The sequence below is a fragment of the Pseudomonas sp. PDM16 genome (assembly GCF_014851865.1).
In the GTDB taxonomy this organism is placed as follows: Bacteria; Pseudomonadota; Gammaproteobacteria; order Pseudomonadales; family Pseudomonadaceae; genus Aquipseudomonas.
This window is the reverse complement of the sequence record NZ_JACVAM010000004.1, coordinates 246380-262595: the sequence shown is the minus strand read 5'-3', so window position 1 is coordinate 262595 and position 16216 is coordinate 246380. Positions and strand designations below refer to the sequence as shown.

The window sequence follows — 16216 nt, the reverse complement described above, 5'->3', positions numbered from 1 at the left end:
GTGCGCCATCAGCCTCCGAACCCTGGAGTTGGCACATGAGCACTGACAAAGAAGAACTCGAAGTCGAAAACGACTTCACCGCCGAAGATAGCGAAGACGCTGGCGAGCGCACGGTGGAAGTCGCCAAGACCAACCTGGCCAAGCGCCGCATGATCGACAACATGCTCGCCGAACGCCGTCTACAAAGGCAGCTCAACGACTACGATTTCGATTTCTGAAGCCGAGCCAGCCTCCAACGAGTAGCCACGCCCTACCAGCGCCACCATGCTGACAGGGCGTTTTCTTTCCGGTTTTCATCCTCCTACTCGCCTTGTCCCGAGCACCGCGCCCTGAGCACGCAGGCTCTCCAACAGCACCAGTCCTGCAGGCACAACCTCTTCCACCGCCATCCCGGCCAACTCGGCTAGTCGGAGCAGATGCTCTCTGCCACTACGGTCATGCTGCTGAAGCGACCTCAGCATCGCATGCGCGAGCGGCGCAAGCCTCGAGAAATGCACCCTCTGGTCCGCCCGACGCTGGGCCAGGATCAGCGTCGGTTGCTCGGGAATCTGCGGCGGCGGATGGTCTGGGCCGATCTCCGACACCGGCCAGCGATAGGCCAGCGGCCACGCCAGCGAGGACAGCACAAGCACGCCGTCGAGCAGATCGCCCTGCGGGTCGTGGTCCGGCTCGGCCACATCGCTGAGCAGCAACAGGCTTTCCACCCGCTCGTAGTGGGCCAGCTCGGCGAGCCACTCGGGCACATCCGGTGCCCCGCCCGCCTCCAGGTAGTCGACGAATTCGCCGGCCATTTCGGTGAACAAGGGCGTGCGACAGCGATAATCGGCGTAGAAGGCCTGCACCAGGGCCTGCCAGCGGTCCGTGCCCAGGCTTGCCCGTGCCACCGGAAAAGCCCCGGACAGCAGCGATTCTAGATTACCGAAGAACAGCTGCCGATAGACCGCCAGGCGCCGCGCCTCGATACCCGGTGGCGGCGCATGGTGCTGTGGATCGCGCACATGGCGGGCCATGCGCAGCAGTTGCTCGTGCAGTGCCTCAGCCATGGCACACCTCCGGCAGCCGGGCGGCGCGCTGGTGGCCGCGAATCTGCTCGACCTCGGTCAGCAGCTCGGCCAACGGCGGGAAGTTGAAGTCCCGCTCCAGCAGGGTCGGCACCTCGCCGAAGCGCGCGTAGGCCTGCGACAGCAGCGCCCATACATCGTCCTTCACGGCAGCGCCGTGGGTGTCGATCTTAAGGTCCGGAGCCTCGTCGTAATGCCCAGCCACATGCAGACAGACCACCCGCGCGGCAGGAATCGTCGCCAGGTAGCTCGCTGCGTCGTAACCATGGTTGATGGCGTTGACGAACAGGTTGTTGACGTCCAGCAGCAGGTCGCAGTCTGCCTCGTCCAGCACCGCGCGAAGGAAGTCGATCTCGCTCAGCGCCTGGTAGGGCGCCGCGTAGTAGGAAACGTTTTCCACGGCGATGCGTCGGCCCAGCACATCCTGAGCCTGGCGGATGCGCGCGGCCACGTGGCGCACCGCCTCGTCGGTGAACGGCAGCGGCAGCAGGTCGTACAACTGGCCGTCGTCCGAGCAGTAGCTCAGGTGTTCGCTGTACAGCGGCACCCGATGGCGTTCGAGAAAGCTGCGGGTGCGCGTCAGCAGATCGATGTCCAGCGGCGCCGGGCCGCCGAGCGACAGCGACAGGCCATGGCAGGTCAACGGGATACGTTCGACCAATGCCGCGAGGCCATCGCCATGGGCGCCGCCGACGCCGATCCAGTTGTCCGGCGCGCATTCGAGAAAATCCACGCTGCCGGGCGCCATCGCCAGCAGCTCAGGCAGCAAGGCACGGCGCAGGCCGAGGCCGGCGCCATGCACGGGAGCAAGAATGGTCATAAGGCTTCTCCAGATGGACGAACGCCCTCCCGGTCGGCGACAGGGAGGGCGTGGTGACAGAGGCGGATCAGTCCTTGGCCTGGCTCATCTTGGTGAACAGCTCGGTCGGCACCGGCTTGCCGTTGCTGGTGTACTGGTTGCTGCGGAAGGTGTAGACCTCGGCCTCGGACAGGTAGCCATCATGATTGGCGTCCATGGCGTTGAATTCCGGGGTGCCGTTCGGCGCCACGCTCAGTAGTTCCTTGAGCGAGACACGACCATCGCCATCGGTGTCGGTACGGGCGAAGGACGCATCGCCGCACTTGCCTTCACCACATTTGCCTTCGGCTTGGGTGGTCTTTTCGCTACCACCGCATTTGCCTTCGCCACACTTGCCTTCACCGGCCTTGTCGGCAGCGGCCAGTTGGTAGCCCTGGGGCAGCGCCTCGACGGCGAACGCATTGGAAGCCAGGTTCATGCCACCGGCCAGGGCGACAGCGAGCAGGCCGATGCGGGTCTTGTTAGAAACGGGGGTATGGGACATGGAAGTTCTCCGGTGCTGGGCGCGATGGCTCGCGGATGTGCCACAGGGCGATTGGCCGGCAGAGCCGCGTAGTGCGGGTCTCTTTCGGGTGTCGCCATTTGGCCGCGCGCTTGTATCTGGCACGTATCAGAGAGGCGCTCGCTTTGTATGCCAGCCGCGCTCAAGGCGCGGCAGATACAGAGTGATACGCAGGGTGGCGTTCAGGCGTCAGTCGCCCACTGGCGCTGCTGTTCCATGATGAAGTCGATGAACGCGCGCAGGCGCAGCGGCATGTGCCGGCCCTGGGGATACAGCAGGGTGAAGGGCCGCGAGCGGCCGGCGAACGGCTGCAGCACCTCGACCAGCGAGCCCTCGGCCAGCTCCCGCTCGACGATGAAGCGATAGGTCTGAAACAGCCCTGCGCCATGCTTGGCCAGGGTCACGCCGCCCAGCACATCGTCCGAGCAGACGTAGCCTCCGTCGGTAAGGATTTCCCGCTCCTGGCCGCCCTCGTTGAACAGCCAGGTGATGCGCCGGCCGCTACTGGGCAGTTCGAACTGGATGCAGTCGTGCCGCGCCAGGTCGTCCAGGCCCTGCGGCACGCCGGCGCGCGCCAGGTACGCGGGCGTCGCCACCACCACCAGGCGGGCATCCTCCAGGGGCCGGGCGATCAGGGTCGAATCCGGCTGCGCACGCACGCGAATGGCCAGGTCATAGCCCTCGCCGACGAAGTCGATATTGCGGTTGCCCAGGTGGATATCGACCTGCACCTTCGGGTAGCGCAGGCGGAACTCGGGCAGCAACGGCAGGATGCGGTGGTGGCCATAGGTGGTCGGCAGGCTGATGCGCAGGGTGCCCGAGGGCTCCTGCTGCTGGCCGCTCACCGCGCGCTCGGCTTCCACCAACTGGGTCAGCGCCTGGCGGCACTGCTGGTAGTAGCCACGGCCGCCCTCGGTCAGGCGAATGCTACGTGTTGTACGCACGAACAGCCGCGAACCCAGGCGCTCCTCCAGGCGGCCGATCGAGCGACTGACCGCCGCCGGCGTCACGCCGGCCGCCAGCCCAGCCGCCGTAAAGCTGCCCAGCTCCGCCGCCAGACAGAACAGCTCGATGCTGCCGAGCAGGATGTCGTCGAATTGGCGCTGCATGATTGATTACACCATGTATCAACTGAAGTTCTCTAAGCCATATTTATCCGCATAACGCGCAAAAATATAGTCCTCCCAACGGCGCCACTCGGTGCCTCCTCATTGGGAGAAGCGACATGAGCAACAACAGAACCGTGGTGATCACCGGCGCCTCCAGCGGCATCGGCTTCGGCCTGGTCCAGGCCTTCCTGGCCAATGGCTTCAACGTGGTCGGCAATGCCCGCTCCGCCGAGGGGCTGGAAAAAGCCCGGGCGCAACTGGATGGCCCTGCAACCTTCATCGGCGTGGCCGGCGACATCGCCAAACCGGACACTGCGCGCCGCCTGATCCAGACTGGCATCGAAGCCTTCGGCCAGGTCGACGTGCTGGTCAACAACGCCGGCTTCTTCCTGCCCAAGCCCTTCATCGAATACAGCCCGGACGACATCGACGGCCTGCTGGAGACCAACCTCAAGGGCGTGGTCTACGCCTCCCAGGCCGCCGCCGCGCACATGATCGAGCGGCGCCAGGGCCACATCATCAACATCACCGCCGCCGTGGCGCTGCAGGCCAACATCAGCGTGCCGGCGACACTGCCGGTGCTGATCAAGGGTGGCCTGAACCAGGTCACCCGCGCCCTGGCGCTGGAACTGTCGCCGCACAACATTCAGGTCAACGCGGTCGCTCCCGGCATCATCGAGACACCTATGCACGACCCGGCCTCGTATGACTTCCTCAACCACCTGCAACCGGCCGGGCGCATGGGCAGGGTCGAGGAAGTCGCCGACGCCGTGCTGTACCTGGCCAGCGCCAATTTCACCACGGGTGCGGTGCTGCCAGTTGACGGCGGCATGAGCGCCGGCAAATGGTAATAGGCTGATCGATCACCACCATTCATCCACACAGGAGCAAGACCATGCCCTTCGTCAGCGTCCGCATCACCCGCGACGGCGTCACCCGCGAGCAGAAAGCTCAGGTCATCAAGGAAATCACCGAGACTCTGGAGCGCGTTCTGAACAAGAAGCCCGAACTCACCCATATCGTGATCGAAGAAGTCGACACCGATAACTGGGGCTACGCGGGCATCACCACCACCGAGCACCGCAGCAAACCACCCAAAGGCTAGCAGTGCCGCATCAACTGGTTTCGCGTTGTCGCCACTGCCGTGGCGACAAACCGCTCCAGCGTTTGAAGGCACGTGAGAAGGCACTCTCGTCGGCATAGCCGAGGTTGAGCGCAAGCTCGGTGATGGACTGGGCCGACAGCCGCAACTGCTCCTGGGCTTCGTGATAGCGCACCTGTTCGAGCAGGCTGCGGAAGCTCAGCCCTTGCGTCTGCAATTCCATCTGCAGACTGCGCGGGTGCTTGCCGAGCAGGCGCGCGATCACCTCCAGGCTGGCGTCGCCGGTAGGCAGGATCGATTGCAGGGTGTAGCGCAACTGTTCGAGCAGGTCCGGCTGGCGGTGATGACGCTGGGCGTACTGCTCGATCAGGTGCGACTTGAGCTGGCGGCGCTGCTCCAGCGGGCGTAGCTGATCGATATCGGCCTGGGTGACGAACGCGCTCACCGATTGCTCGAAGCTCACCGGACAACCGAAGAAACACTCGTACTCGGCCGCATCGCCCATGCAGCCGTGGCCAACCAGCAAACGGGACGGCTGCCAGGCCTCGCCGAACAGGGTACGCATCGAGCGCTGCACCACGCCCAGGCCCAGCTCGCGCAGCTGACGCAGGTCCACCGGCTCGGGCAGTTGCAGGCAGTACTCCACTCGCAACTGGCCGTCCTCGCTCTTCGGCCGCAAGGCAATGCCCTGGGCATGCAGGTGGATGTACTGCTGCGTCAGCCGCAGCACCTCGGTGAAGCTCTCCGCCTGGGCCAGCAGCAGGCCAAACGGGCCGAACACCAGGTAATCGTGGTACTCGCTGAGTTGCAGGCCGAAGTTGCTGATGCCGCTCTCCTCAGCCGCCAGGTTCAGCGCCTGGGCCAGGTGCGCATAGGGCACGTAGAGATCCGGGCGGCGCAGCACCACCGGGTCCACGCCACAGCGCCGCAGCAGCGCGAGCGGGTTGAGGCCGAACTTGCGGCACAGGCTGTCATAGCCGATGAAAACGGCACTTCGGGCGATACGGGTCATGCCAGAGACTCTGCCACGTTTTGCCTAGTGCGCCTGCGCGACTCGTGAAATGTCAAATTTCCATTCGTGAAATATCAGGATATGTCTGCCGCTTCGCTCCTACCCTGCGCCGAAAGGATTCGTCGGAGGTCACATGGGCACGGTTCGTTATCGTTGTGAAAACCTGGTGGTGGGTGGAGGGCTCGCGGGCATCGTCACCGCGCTGGAGCTGCTGAGCCTGGGGCGCAGCGTGCTGCTGCTGGATGCCGGCCCGCGCGAAAAGCTGGGCGGCCAGGCCAGCGATGCCTTCGGCGGCATGTTGCTCTGTGGCACCGAGGAACAGCGGCACAATGGCGTGAGCGACTCGCCCGAGCTGATGCTGGAAGACTGGCAGCGCGCCGCCTGCTTCGACCGGGACGATCACTGGGCCATGCGCTGGGCCGAGGCCTATGCCGAGCGCAACCGGGCAGACATCTACGACTGGCTGCGTCACCGCGGCATGAGCTTCTTCCCCGCCGTGCAGTGGGCCGAGCGTGGTAACCACGGCGACGGCAACTCCCTGCCCCGCTACCACGTACTCTGGGGCTGCGGCCGCGCCCTGGCGGACACCCTCGCCCAACAACTGCTCGCGCACAGCCAGGAGCGTCTGGCCTGCCATTTCGAGCACAAGGTGCTGGGCCTGCAGCAACGCAATGGCGCGGTAGTTGGCTGCCACGGTACGTCGCCAGTGGGCGACTTCCAGGTCGACGCGGAGCACGTGGTGATCTGCGGCGGCGGCATCAACGGCGACCTGGGCCGAGTGCGCCAGCACTGGGACTCGCTCTACGGCCCCTGCCCGGACGACCTGCTCGCCGGCACACCGCCACACGCCAATGGCGCGCTGCACGAGCAGGTGGTCGCCGCCGGCGGCCAGGTGGTCAAGCTGGGGCAGATGTGGAACTACGCCGCCGGCATCGCCCACCCCGAGCCGCAGTACCCGAACCATGGTCTCAGCCTGATCCCACCCCGCTCCGCCCTCTGGCTCGATGCCTCCGGCAGACGTGCGGGACCGGTGCCCATGGTCAGCGGCTTCGACACCCACGACCTGTGCAAGCGCCTCTGCCACCTGCCCGGCCAGTACGGCTGGCAGTTGATGAACTGGAAGATCGCGATCAAGGAAATGGCCATCTCCGGCGCCGACAGCAACCCGCTGTTCCGCGACCGCAAGATGCTGCGCCTGATCTGGCAAACCCTCACCGGCAACCGCGAACTGGTGAGCTGGATGATCGAGCACTGCCCGGATGTGCTGACCGCCACCGACCTGCCGGGCCTGACACGAAAAATGGCCGACCTGGCCGGCGACGACCGCCTCGACCCGGCCAGCCTGCAGGCCGATGTCGAGCACTACGACCAGCACATCCAGCGCAAGACGAGCCTGTACAACGACGAGCAGTTGCAACGCATCCGCCAGCTACGCCAGTGGCGCAGCGACCGCCTGCGCACCTGCCGCTTCCAGCCGATTCTCGACCCGTCCGCCGGGCCGTTGATCGCCATTCGCACTCGTCTCATCAGCCGCAAGAGCATGGGCGGCATGCTCACCGACCTGCAGTCGCGGGTGCTCGATGGCAGCGGCCAACCGATCACCGGCCTGTACGCAGCGGGCGAAGCGGCCGGCTTCGGCGGCGGTGGTATCAGCGGCATCCGCTCGCTGGAAGGCACCTTCCTCAGCAACTGCATCTTCAACGGTCGCCGGGCCGCCTGGTCCATCGTCGGCCAACCGGCTCTCCATTCCTGAACGAGGATTTCCCCATGCAAAAGACTGGAGCGGCGCTGGCCCGTTTCGCCCTCGAACAACTCGGCGTGACGCACACCTTCGGCATTCCCGGCGTGCACAACACCGAGCTGTACGACGAACTGAACGCCTCGGCGAAGATTCAGCCGGTACTGGTGACCCACGAATGCGGCGCCGCCTTCATGGCCGACGCCTTCAGCCGCACCGGCAGCAGCATCGGCACACTGGTGATCGTCCCCGCCGCGGGCGTCACCCACGCCGCCAGCGGCATCGGCGAGGCCGGGCTCGACGGCATTCCTATGCTGATCGTCTCCGGTGGCATCCACAGTCAGAGCGGCAGGCGTTATCAGTTGCACGACATCGACCAGCACAGCCTGCTGGCGCCGCTGGTGAAGGCCAGCTTCCGCATCGAGAGCCATGCCGAGGTCATCCCCACCTTCTACCGCGCCTACCGCATTGCCACCTCGGGCGAGCCGGGGCCGGTGTTCGTCGAGCTGCCGTACAACATCGGCAACTTCCTCGGCGAGGTCGAAGAGATGCAACCCTTCGCTGCCACCTCTGCCAGCGTACCGCTGGACCGCGCCCTGTTGCGCGAAGCCGCACGAGCGCTTGTGGCGGCCCGCAAACCCGGACTCTTCCTCGGCTGGGGCGCCCTGCCCGCGCGCGATGAACTGGTGCAAATGGCCGAACTGCTCGATGCGCCCGCCTGTACCACCCTGCAGGGGCTCAGCGCCTTCCCCGGCAATCACCCGCTGCACACCGGCATGGGCTTCGGCGCGTACGCCGTGCCAGCGGCCGAGCACGCCTTCGCCGACTGCGACTGCCTGCTCGCCGTAGGCACGCGCTTCGCGGAGATCCCCACCGGCAGCTACAGCATGCCGGTACCGGGCAACCTGATTCACCTGGACATCAACTCCGCCGTCTTCAACGCCAACTATCCAGTCGCCCTGGCCTTGCTGGGCGACTCGGAGCAGCTGGTGCCGGCATTGCTCGAAGAAGTCCGCGCCCTGCGCAGTGAGCCCGCCAACAGCGACCTGCCGGCACGCATCGCCAAGGACAAGCAGAGCTACCAGCGCGAATGGCTGCGCCATGACAGCGGCAACCGGGTGAACCCCGCGGAGTTCTGCCGGGTGCTGCGCGACAGCCTGGAGGACGAGGCCATCGTGGTCGCCGACGACGGCAACCACACCTTCCTGCTGGCCGAGCTGCTGCCCATTCACGGCAAGAGCGGCTTCATCTCGCCCAGCGACTTCAATGCCATGGGCTACTGCGTGCCGGCGATGATCGGCGCCAAGCTGGCCAACCCGCAACGCCGGGTGGTCGGCGTGGTCGGTGACGGCGCGCTGCGCATGACCGGCCTCGAACTGCTCACCGCCAGCAGCCTCAAGCTGGGTGTGGCGCTCTTCGTGTTCAATGACGGCGAGCTGTCGCAGATCGCCCAGGCCCAGGAAATCCCCTACAACCGCAAGACCTGCAGCGTGCTGCCGGGGCTGCAGCTGAAGGCCCTGGCCGAGGCCACCGGAGCTGCCTATCTCGATCTCGACGACAACGCCCAATGCGCCAGCGTCATTGCCCGCGCGCTGGAGTACGAGGATCGTCCCGTGCTGGTCAACGTGCATGTGGACTACAGCAAGCGCACGCGCTTCACCGAGGGCGTGGTCAAGGCCACGCTGAAACGCTTCACTCCGCGCGACAAGGTGCGAGTCGTCAGTCGCGCGCTCTGGCGCCGCGTCACCGGGTGAACGCCATGGCCCTGCAGATACCCGTCGGCAGCGCCGACTACCGGACACTCGCCAGGCAGCGCCTGCCACGCTTCCTGTTCGACTACATCGACGGCGGCGCCAACGACGAGCTGACGCTGGCCGCCAATACGCTCGACTTCCACAGCCTGCGCCTGTGCCAGCGGGTGCTGCACGATGTCACCCAGCTGGATACCAGCAGCCAGTTGTTCGGCCGCCCCCTGAGCATGCCCCTGGCGCTGGCGCCGCTGGGCATGGCCGGGCTGTACCGGCGGCGCGGCGAGGTCCAGGCGGCGCTGGCCGCCGAGGCCTGCGGAGTGCCTTTCGCCCTGTCCAGCGTGGGCATCTGCCCGGTGCAAGAGATCCACGCCGCAACCACCAGCCCCTGCTGGTTCCAGTTGTACATGCTGCGTGACCGCGGCGCCGTGCAGGCTATGCTGCAGCAGGCCTGGCAACTGGGCTGCGAGACCCTGCTGTTCACCGTCGACCTGGCCGTGGCCGGCGTGCGCCGCCGCGACACGCGCAACGGTATGCAGGCAGCCGACCGGCGCGGGCAACTGCTGCGGGCCTGGCAGCTGTTGCAACGCCCCGGCTGGCTGCTGGATGTCGGCCTGCAGGGCCGTCCTCATCGCTTCGGCAACCTGCCCCAACAGGTGGCCGATCCGGCGAACCTGCAAGCAGTGCGCACCTGGCTCGACGAACAGTTCGACCCCGGCGTGACCTGGCAGGACATCGAATGGCTGCGCCGGCAATGGCCGGGGCAACTGGTCATCAAGGGCGTGCTGGAGGTGGACGATGCGTTGCAGGCCGTGGCCTGCGGGGCGGACGGCATCGTGCTGTCCAACCACGGCGGTCGGCAGCTGGACAGCGTGCCTTCCACCATTCGCCAGCTACCCGCGGTGGCCACCGCGCTGAACGGGCGGGTGCCGTTGCTGCTGGATGGCGGCGTGCGCAGCGGCATCGATGTGTTCAAGGCCCTGGCGCTGGGCGCCCAGGCCGTGCTGATCGGCCGGCCATGGGCCTGGGCACTGGCGGCCGAGGGGCAGCGCGGCGTCGAGGCACTGCTGCGTAGCCTGCATGAGGAACTGCGGGTGGCCATGGCCCTGTGCGGCGTGAGCGCGCTGCAGGACATCGGCCCTCACCTGCTGCAACCGCAGTCAGGCATCACGCAGCTCAAAGTGGTCGAACAACTGCTGAAGATAGGGCCATAGCTCAGCGGCCTCGTCGGGCATCACAGCGCTGCCCAGCTGCTTGTCCAGCATCTTCGCCGGGCGTGCCAGCTGGATGGCGAAGCGCTGCACACCCAGGGCGGCGAGGCGCTCGGCCAGGCGCTCCAGGCGTTGGCAATCGAACAGCTGCCAGTGCACGGTGGTGCGGCACTCGAAGTCCACACCGCTGCCCAGCAACATCTCCAGGCTTTGCCAGTTGGCGCGGCCGCTGCCGTTCACACCGGTGATCAGCGCCACATCCTCCTCCAGCGCCTTCACATCGAAACCGACCCAGTCGCACAGCGGCAATACCCGGCGCATGGCCGTAGGCTTGATGCCCGCGCTGTGCAGCCCGACCTTGAAGCCCATCTCGCGCACCGCGCTCATGGCGTCTGGCAAGCCGGGTTGCAGCGTCGCCTCACCACCACTGAACACCACGGCCTCCAGCAGCCCACGGCGCTTGCGCAGAAACGCCAGCACCTCGCTCCAACTGATGGAGCCTGTCGCCTGCGGGCTGATCAGCTCCGGATTGTGGCAGTAGCGGCAACGCCACGCACAGCCCTGGCAGAACAGCACGCAGGCCAGGTGGTTGGGGTAGTCGATGGTGGTCATCGGCAACAGCCCGCCGATGCGCAGCGAGCAATCGTGCGGGAATTCATCTGCTGGGTTGTAGAGGGAGAACATTGTGTACTCCAGAACGGAGCCCGCCCGGACGAACCGGGCGGGCGATGCGGACTATCGCGCTTCGCAGAAATGCCGGCGCTCGCGATGCTCGGACTGCTTGCCCGGATTGAACGCCGACACCGGGCGGTGGTAGCCCATCACCCGCGTCCAGACCTCACAGCGTTGGCGTTGGGCTTGCGGGAGTTGCATGGCTTGCTTCATGGGTATTGCTCCTTGCGTGGGAAATGGGGGATCAGGCGCAGACCGTGCCGCACTGCTGTTTCTGCAGCAGCACTTCGTCGCACTTCGGACAGAACTCGTGCTCGCCGGCCAGGTAGCCGTGCACCGGACAGATGGAGAAGGTCGGCGTCACCGTCAGATAGGGCAGGCGGAACCGTCCGAGCGCCGTGCGTACCAGCTGCTTGCAGGCCTGGGCGGACGAGATGCGCTCGGCCATGTACAGGTGCAGCACCGTGCCGCCGGTGTACTTGCACTGCAGTTCGTCCTGCAGCTCCAGCGCCTCGAACGGGTCCTCGGTGAAGCCCACGGGCAACTGCGACGAGTTGGTGTAGTACGGCGCGTCCGGAGTGCCGGCCTGGACGATATCCGGGTAGCGCTTCTGGTCTTCCTTGGCGAAGCGGTAGGTGGTGCCCTCAGCAGGCGTCGCCTCCAGGTTGTAGAGATGGCCGCTGTCTTCCTGGAAGCGCACCAGCCGCTCGCGCACATGGTCGAGCACCTGCAGCGCCAACTGGCGGCCAACCGGGGTGTGCATGCCCTCGCGGTCACCGGTGAAGTTGCGCAGCATTTCGTGCAGGCCGTTCACGCCGATGGTGGAGAAGTGATTGCGCAGGGTGCCCAGGTAACGCTTGGTGTAGGGGTAGAGGCCGGCGTCCATGTGGTGCTGGATCACCTTGCGCTTCACCTCCAGGCTCTCGTACGCCATCTGCAGCAGCTCATCCAGCCGTTGCAGCAGGCCGGTCAGGTCCTGCGGGTAAAGGTGGCCGAGCCGCGCACAGTTGATGGTCACCACGCCCAGCGAGCCGGTTTGCTCGGCCGAGCCGAACAGGCCGTTACCGCGCTTGAGCAGCTCGCGCACGTCCAGCTGCAGACGGCAGCACATCGAGCGCACCTGGTTGGGCTGCATGTCCGAGTTGAGGAAGTTCTGGAAGTACGGCAGGCCGTAACGCGCGGTCATGTCGAACAGCCGGGTGGCGTTGTCGCTGTCCCAGGGGAAGTCGTGGGTGATGTTGTAGGTCGGGATCGGGAAGGTGAACACCCGGCCCATGGCGTCGCCGGCCATCATCACCTCGATGTAGGCACGGTTGATCAGCTCCATCTCGGCCTGCAGCTCGCCGTAGCAGAACGGCATCTCCACCCCGCCGATCACCGGCACCTGCTCGCGCAGGTCTTCCGGGCAGACCCAGTCGAAGGTCAGGTTGGTGAAGGGGGTCTGGGTGCCCCAGCGCGACGGCACGTTGAGGTTGTAGATGAACTCCTGCAGCGACTGCCGCACCTGCTCGTAGCTCAACTGGTCGTTGCGCACGTAGGGCGCCAGGTAGGTATCGAAGGAACTGAACGCCTGGGCGCCGGCCCACTCGTTCTGCAGGGTGCCGAGGAAATTGACCATCTGCCCCAGGGCGCTCGACAGGTGCTTGGGCGGCCCCGCCTCGACCCGGCCTGGAATGCCGTTGAGGCCCTCGTGCAGCAGCGTGCGCAGCGACCAGCCGGCACAGTAGCCGGCGAGCATGTCGAGGTCGTGGATGTGCAGATCAGCCTCGCGGTGCGCCAGGCCGATTTCCTCGCTGTAGACCTCGTCCAGCCAGTAGTTGGCGGTGACCTTGCCGGAAACGTTGAGGATCAGCCCACCCAGGGAGTAGCCCTGGTTGGCGTTGGCCTGCACGCGCCAATCCTCGCGGCGCAGGTACTCGTTCATCGAGGCGGCGACGTCGATCAGGTGCTTGCGCTCGCGGCGCAGGCGGCCGTGCCGCTCGCGGTAGACGATATAGGCCCTGGCCGTGGCGTAGTAGCCGGCCTCCATCAGCACCAGCTCGACCTTGTCCTGCACCTGCTCCACATCCAGACGACGGGCATCCAGCAACCGGGACAGCACCGCCTCGGTGATGAGTGTGGCCTCCTCCGGGCCGAATTCCTGGGTGGCATGAGCGGCAGCGGCAATGGCTCGTTCGATCTTGCCGCTGTCGAAAGTCACTTCTCGGCCATCGCGCTTGAACAGCGTCCCCGGCATTTTATCGGGATGCATCTCCTTACCCCCTAAACACATCATCTAGCTATCGAAAAACATCAGAACCACAAGATGATGTGAATTTACGCCAGGGAGCCGAGCAACAATTGACTTCGGTCAATTCCGTACACGGACCGCCGTCACGGATTTCGTTTTCGCAAGGAGGCGTCTGCGTCGCGAGGTTGCGCCGCGATCAGTAGGAGGGGCAGCTCGGGTGCGAGCGCACCGGAAGACGTCAGATCAGCGCCAGCCGCCGCGCCAGTTTGCGCAGGTTGCTCGGGTCTATCTGCAAGGCACGCGCCGCGGCGGCCCATCTGCCGTCGTTCTGCTCCAGCACGCTGCGGATCAGGTCACGCTGGTAACGATCCACCGCCTGTTGCAGGGACTCCTGCGGCGCAATGGGCTGCGGTATGGCCGCCACCTGCGGCTCGCTCGGCAGTACATCCAGCCCCAGCCAGGGTGCTTCGATGCTCAGCAGCGCGGTGCGCGACTCGGCCTGGCTAAGCACCTTGAGTGCGGCGCGGCTGATCACATGCTCCAGCTCGCGAATGTTGCCCGGCCACGAATAGGCCAGCAGCGTACGCTCGGCATCCGGCGACAGGCGCAGGCAGCGCAGGCCCAGGCGCGCCCGGTTGAGCTCGAGGAAATGCCCGGCCAGGACCAGCACGTCGCGCCCGCGATCGCGCAGTGGCGGGATATGCACCGGGTAGACGGACAGCCGATGGTAGAGGTCGGCACGGAAGCGCCCTTCCCTCACCTCTTCCCACAGCCGCCGGTTGGTCGCGGCGATCACCCGTACATCCACGTGCCGTGGCTGGTCCGCGCCCAGGCGCTGGATCTCGCCACCCTGCAACGCCCGCAGCAGCTTGGCCTGGATCGACAGCGGCAGCTCGCCGATCTCGTCCAGGAACAGGGTGCCGCCGTTGGCGGCTTCGAAGCGCCCCGCCCGGTCCTGGTTGGCGCCGGAGAAGGCGCCCTTGATATGGCCGAACAGCTCGCTCTCGGCCAGGGTCTCGGGGAGCGCCGCGCAGTTGACGTACACCAGTGGCTTGCGGGCGCGTGGCGAATGGGCATGCAGCCAGCGGGCAAACAGCTCCTTGCCGACACCAGTTTCGCCCTGCAACAGCACCGGCAGGTCGGAGTCGGCAACCACCGCCAGTTCGTCGAGCAACTGCCGCAGCATCGGGCTCTCACCGAGGATCGCGCCCTCGGTCTCGTTGCCGCTCTCCACCGTCTCGCGGCGCGCCAGGCGCAGGCTGCGCACGTCTCCCTCCAGGCGACTGACCCGCAGTGCAGTCTCGATGATCAGCGCCCAGCGTTGCAGACGCTGAGCCGTGGCGCAGTCGAAGCTGCCGGGGGTCAACGCATCGAGGGTGATGGCGCCCCACAGGCGGCCGTCCAGGTACAGACTCATGCCCATGCAGTCATGCACCGGCAGCGGCTCGTCAGGGCTGTCTTCCAGCAGGCCGTCGTACGGGTCGGACAGTTCGCTGTCAGCCGCGAACTGCAACGGCTGGCGCTGCGCCAGAATCTGCGCCAGCCGCGGATGACGCGAAAGCAGAAAGCTGCGCCCGAGTGCTTCGTGGGCCAGGCCAACCGCCGCCTGCGGACGCAGGCTCTCCCCGTCCAGACGCAGGAGCACTACCGCGCTGCAGGCGAACTCCTCCCGCAGGCTGACGACCAGGCGCTGCACGCGAATCGCCGTGGGCAACTCGCCGGTGAGATCGGCCAGCAAGGTATTTTGCAGCGGGGTCAAATCCACCATTTCGGGTATCCATCACCTGATTTCTGGCAGGTAAATTAAACCCGCCCACCGCGCCAGCCCTTGATTTACGTCAACTCCAGAGGCGGCACGGCGTTTGCGATGGAGGTATCGGACCTAGCCCGATTCAAGGAGACCTCCATGGCCACCCAACTGCTCGACGACACACTCGGCGACCTGGCCTGCACCATTCCCGGAGCCACCCGGGTGTTTCACGAATTCCATCTGGACTTCTGTTGTGGCGGCGGCAAGAGCCTGCGCCAGGCAGCGCTGGAACGTGGCATCGATGCCCGCGAAGTGCAGAACCGCCTGCTCGCTCTTGACCCGCAGGCCGAAGGTGAAGAGCGCTGGCGCGAGATGGCGCCGGCCCACCTGATCGATCACCTGCTGATGCGCTACCACGCCATCCACCGCCTGCAGCTGCCGGAGCTGATCCGCCTGGCCGCGCGCGTGGAGCAGGTTCACGGCCGCCGCGACGAGTGCCCCAACGGCCTCACCGAGCTGCTGATGAGCATCCAGCAGGAGTTGGAAAGCCATATGCAGAAGGAGGAGCAGGTGCTGTTCCCTATGATCCTGCGCGGCGCCGGCGCCATGGCCGGCGGGCCGATCACAGTGATGCGCTTCGAGCACGACCAGCACGGCGAAGCCCTCGAACGGCTGGCCGAACTGACCAACGATATCCGCGCGCCGGCCGGTGCGTGCAACACCTGGCAGGCGCTGTATCGCGGCCTCAACGAATTCCGTGTGGACCTGATGCAGCACATCCACCTGGAGAACAACCTGCTGTTCCCGCGTGTCCTCGGTCAGGAGGTGCATTCAGCGAGCGCCTGATGAAGGTGGCCTTCTGCTGGCTGAACGGCGGCCTGGTGCTGATGATCGCCACCCGCCTGCTGCCCACCGGCCTCATCCAGTTCCACGCCAGCGTCAGCAAGGGCCTGTGGTACGCCGCAGCGACGCCTTCACGCAGGACCTGCTGCAGACGCTGCGGTGCGCACCCTCAGTGACATCGTGTTCATCATCGGCGCCCTGGCCATGACCTGGCAGGTCGTCAGCGGCTTTTTCTCCCCCGTGGCCAAACCCGTGCCGCAGAGCGCGGAAGGAGGTGCCCCAACGGTCGGCTGATTAATCACATGTGTTGAGGCTAGGCTCGGCCCGCGATTGCGGGCCGAGTCTTTTCTGGGGGAAAACTGTTAGCCACAACAGCGCT

General features: G+C 66.0%; 18 protein-coding genes. 9 read left to right on the top strand and 9 right to left on the bottom strand.

The genetic code is table 11. From position 1 onward, the window contains the following. The first annotated feature begins 35 nt into the window (after positions 1-35). Positions 36-218, top strand: a complete 183-nt coding sequence (locus IB234_RS16095) for a PA3496 family putative envelope integrity protein (RefSeq protein ID WP_192319665.1) — start codon at positions 36-38, stop codon at positions 216-218. Between the two features lie 75 nt (positions 219-293). On the opposite strand, the gene IB234_RS16090 is transcribed toward IB234_RS16095, so the two are convergent. The 4 genes from IB234_RS16090 to IB234_RS16075 form a co-directional block, all read right to left on the bottom strand. After that, the gene (locus tag IB234_RS16090; RefSeq protein ID WP_192319663.1) at positions 294-1043 is read right to left on the bottom strand and encodes a DUF2063 domain-containing protein; all 750 of its coding nucleotides are present in this window, start codon (positions 1041-1043) and stop codon (positions 294-296) included. Beyond that, complete coding sequence (locus IB234_RS16085; protein WP_192319661.1) at positions 1036-1881, bottom strand: DUF692 domain-containing protein; 846 nt, start codon at positions 1879-1881, stop codon at positions 1036-1038. The genes IB234_RS16090 and IB234_RS16085 overlap by 8 nt, the downstream gene beginning before the upstream one ends. 67 nt (positions 1882-1948) lie before the next feature. Continuing rightward, positions 1949-2404, bottom strand: a complete 456-nt coding sequence (locus IB234_RS16080; protein WP_192319659.1) for a hypothetical protein — start codon at positions 2402-2404, stop codon at positions 1949-1951. 200 nt (positions 2405-2604) lie between these two features. After that, the gene (locus tag IB234_RS16075; RefSeq protein WP_192319657.1) at positions 2605-3531 is read right to left on the bottom strand and encodes a LysR family transcriptional regulator; all 927 of its coding nucleotides are present in this window, start codon (positions 3529-3531) and stop codon (positions 2605-2607) included. Positions 3532-3647: 116 nt separating this feature from the next. Between IB234_RS16075 and IB234_RS16070 the strand changes: the two genes are divergently transcribed. After that, a complete protein-coding gene (locus IB234_RS16070; RefSeq protein ID WP_192319655.1) occupies positions 3648-4382 on the top strand; it encodes an SDR family NAD(P)-dependent oxidoreductase in 735 nt (244 codons plus the stop codon). A gap of 44 nt (positions 4383-4426) precedes the next feature. Then, positions 4427-4636, top strand: a complete 210-nt coding sequence (locus IB234_RS16065) for a tautomerase family protein (RefSeq protein ID WP_192319653.1) — start codon at positions 4427-4429, stop codon at positions 4634-4636. Positions 4637-4646: 10 nt separating this feature from the next. Here IB234_RS16065 and IB234_RS16060 read toward each other — a convergent pair whose 3' ends face one another. Then, a complete protein-coding gene (locus tag IB234_RS16060; RefSeq protein ID WP_192319651.1) occupies positions 4647-5645 on the bottom strand; it encodes an AraC family transcriptional regulator in 999 nt (332 codons plus the stop codon). 133 nt (positions 5646-5778) lie between these two features. On the opposite strand from IB234_RS16060, the gene IB234_RS16055 reads away from it, so the two are divergent. Genes IB234_RS16055 through IB234_RS16045 form a run of 3 tightly spaced genes read left to right on the top strand, consistent with a single transcriptional unit; the run spans position 5779 to position 10345 of the window. Continuing rightward, on the top strand, positions 5779-7398 hold the full coding sequence (locus IB234_RS16055; RefSeq protein WP_192319649.1) for an FAD-binding dehydrogenase: 1620 nt from the start codon (positions 5779-5781) through the stop codon (positions 7396-7398). A 14-nt stretch (positions 7399-7412) separates the two neighbouring features. Continuing rightward, entirely contained in the window at positions 7413-9137 is a 1725-nt protein-coding gene (locus IB234_RS16050) for a thiamine pyrophosphate-binding protein (RefSeq protein WP_192319647.1), read from the top strand. A gap of 5 nt (positions 9138-9142) precedes the next feature. Beyond that, the gene (locus IB234_RS16045) at positions 9143-10345 is read left to right on the top strand and encodes an L-lactate dehydrogenase (RefSeq protein ID WP_192319645.1); all 1203 of its coding nucleotides are present in this window, start codon (positions 9143-9145) and stop codon (positions 10343-10345) included. Here the strand turns inward: IB234_RS16045 and IB234_RS16040 are convergent. From IB234_RS16040 to norR, 4 genes are all read right to left on the bottom strand, one after another. Continuing rightward, the gene (locus IB234_RS16040; protein ID WP_192319643.1) at positions 10292-11026 is read right to left on the bottom strand and encodes an anaerobic ribonucleoside-triphosphate reductase activating protein; all 735 of its coding nucleotides are present in this window, start codon (positions 11024-11026) and stop codon (positions 10292-10294) included. The genes IB234_RS16045 and IB234_RS16040 overlap by 54 nt on opposite strands. Before the next feature lie 51 nt (positions 11027-11077). After that, complete coding sequence (gene nrdD, locus IB234_RS24160; RefSeq protein ID WP_192319641.1) at positions 11078-11227, bottom strand: anaerobic ribonucleoside-triphosphate reductase; 150 nt, start codon at positions 11225-11227, stop codon at positions 11078-11080. A gap of 31 nt (positions 11228-11258) precedes the next feature. Continuing rightward, positions 11259-13265 (bottom strand): ribonucleoside triphosphate reductase, encoded by a 2007-nt coding sequence (locus IB234_RS16030; RefSeq protein ID WP_192319638.1) that lies wholly within the window; start codon positions 13263-13265, stop codon positions 11259-11261. A gap of 217 nt (positions 13266-13482) precedes the next feature. Then, positions 13483-15012, bottom strand: coding sequence for a nitric oxide reductase transcriptional regulator NorR (gene norR / locus IB234_RS16025; RefSeq protein ID WP_192319636.1), 1530 nt, complete (start codon positions 15010-15012; stop codon positions 13483-13485). A gap of 138 nt (positions 15013-15150) precedes the next feature. On the opposite strand from norR, the gene ytfE reads away from it, so the two are divergent. The 3 genes from ytfE to IB234_RS24155 are packed head-to-tail and all read left to right on the top strand — an operon-like array spanning position 15151 to position 16131. Further along, on the top strand, positions 15151-15840 hold the full coding sequence (gene ytfE / locus IB234_RS16020; RefSeq protein ID WP_192319634.1) for an iron-sulfur cluster repair protein YtfE: 690 nt from the start codon (positions 15151-15153) through the stop codon (positions 15838-15840). Then, positions 15840-16013 (top strand): hypothetical protein, encoded by a 174-nt coding sequence (locus tag IB234_RS23985; RefSeq protein WP_225580628.1) that lies wholly within the window; start codon positions 15840-15842, stop codon positions 16011-16013. The genes ytfE and IB234_RS23985 overlap by 1 nt, the downstream gene beginning before the upstream one ends. Next, the gene (locus IB234_RS24155) at positions 15997-16131 is read left to right on the top strand and encodes a hypothetical protein (RefSeq protein ID WP_263864197.1); all 135 of its coding nucleotides are present in this window, start codon (positions 15997-15999) and stop codon (positions 16129-16131) included. Before IB234_RS23985 ends, IB234_RS24155 begins: the two co-directional genes overlap by 17 nt. The last annotated feature ends 85 nt before the right edge of the window (positions 16132-16216 follow it).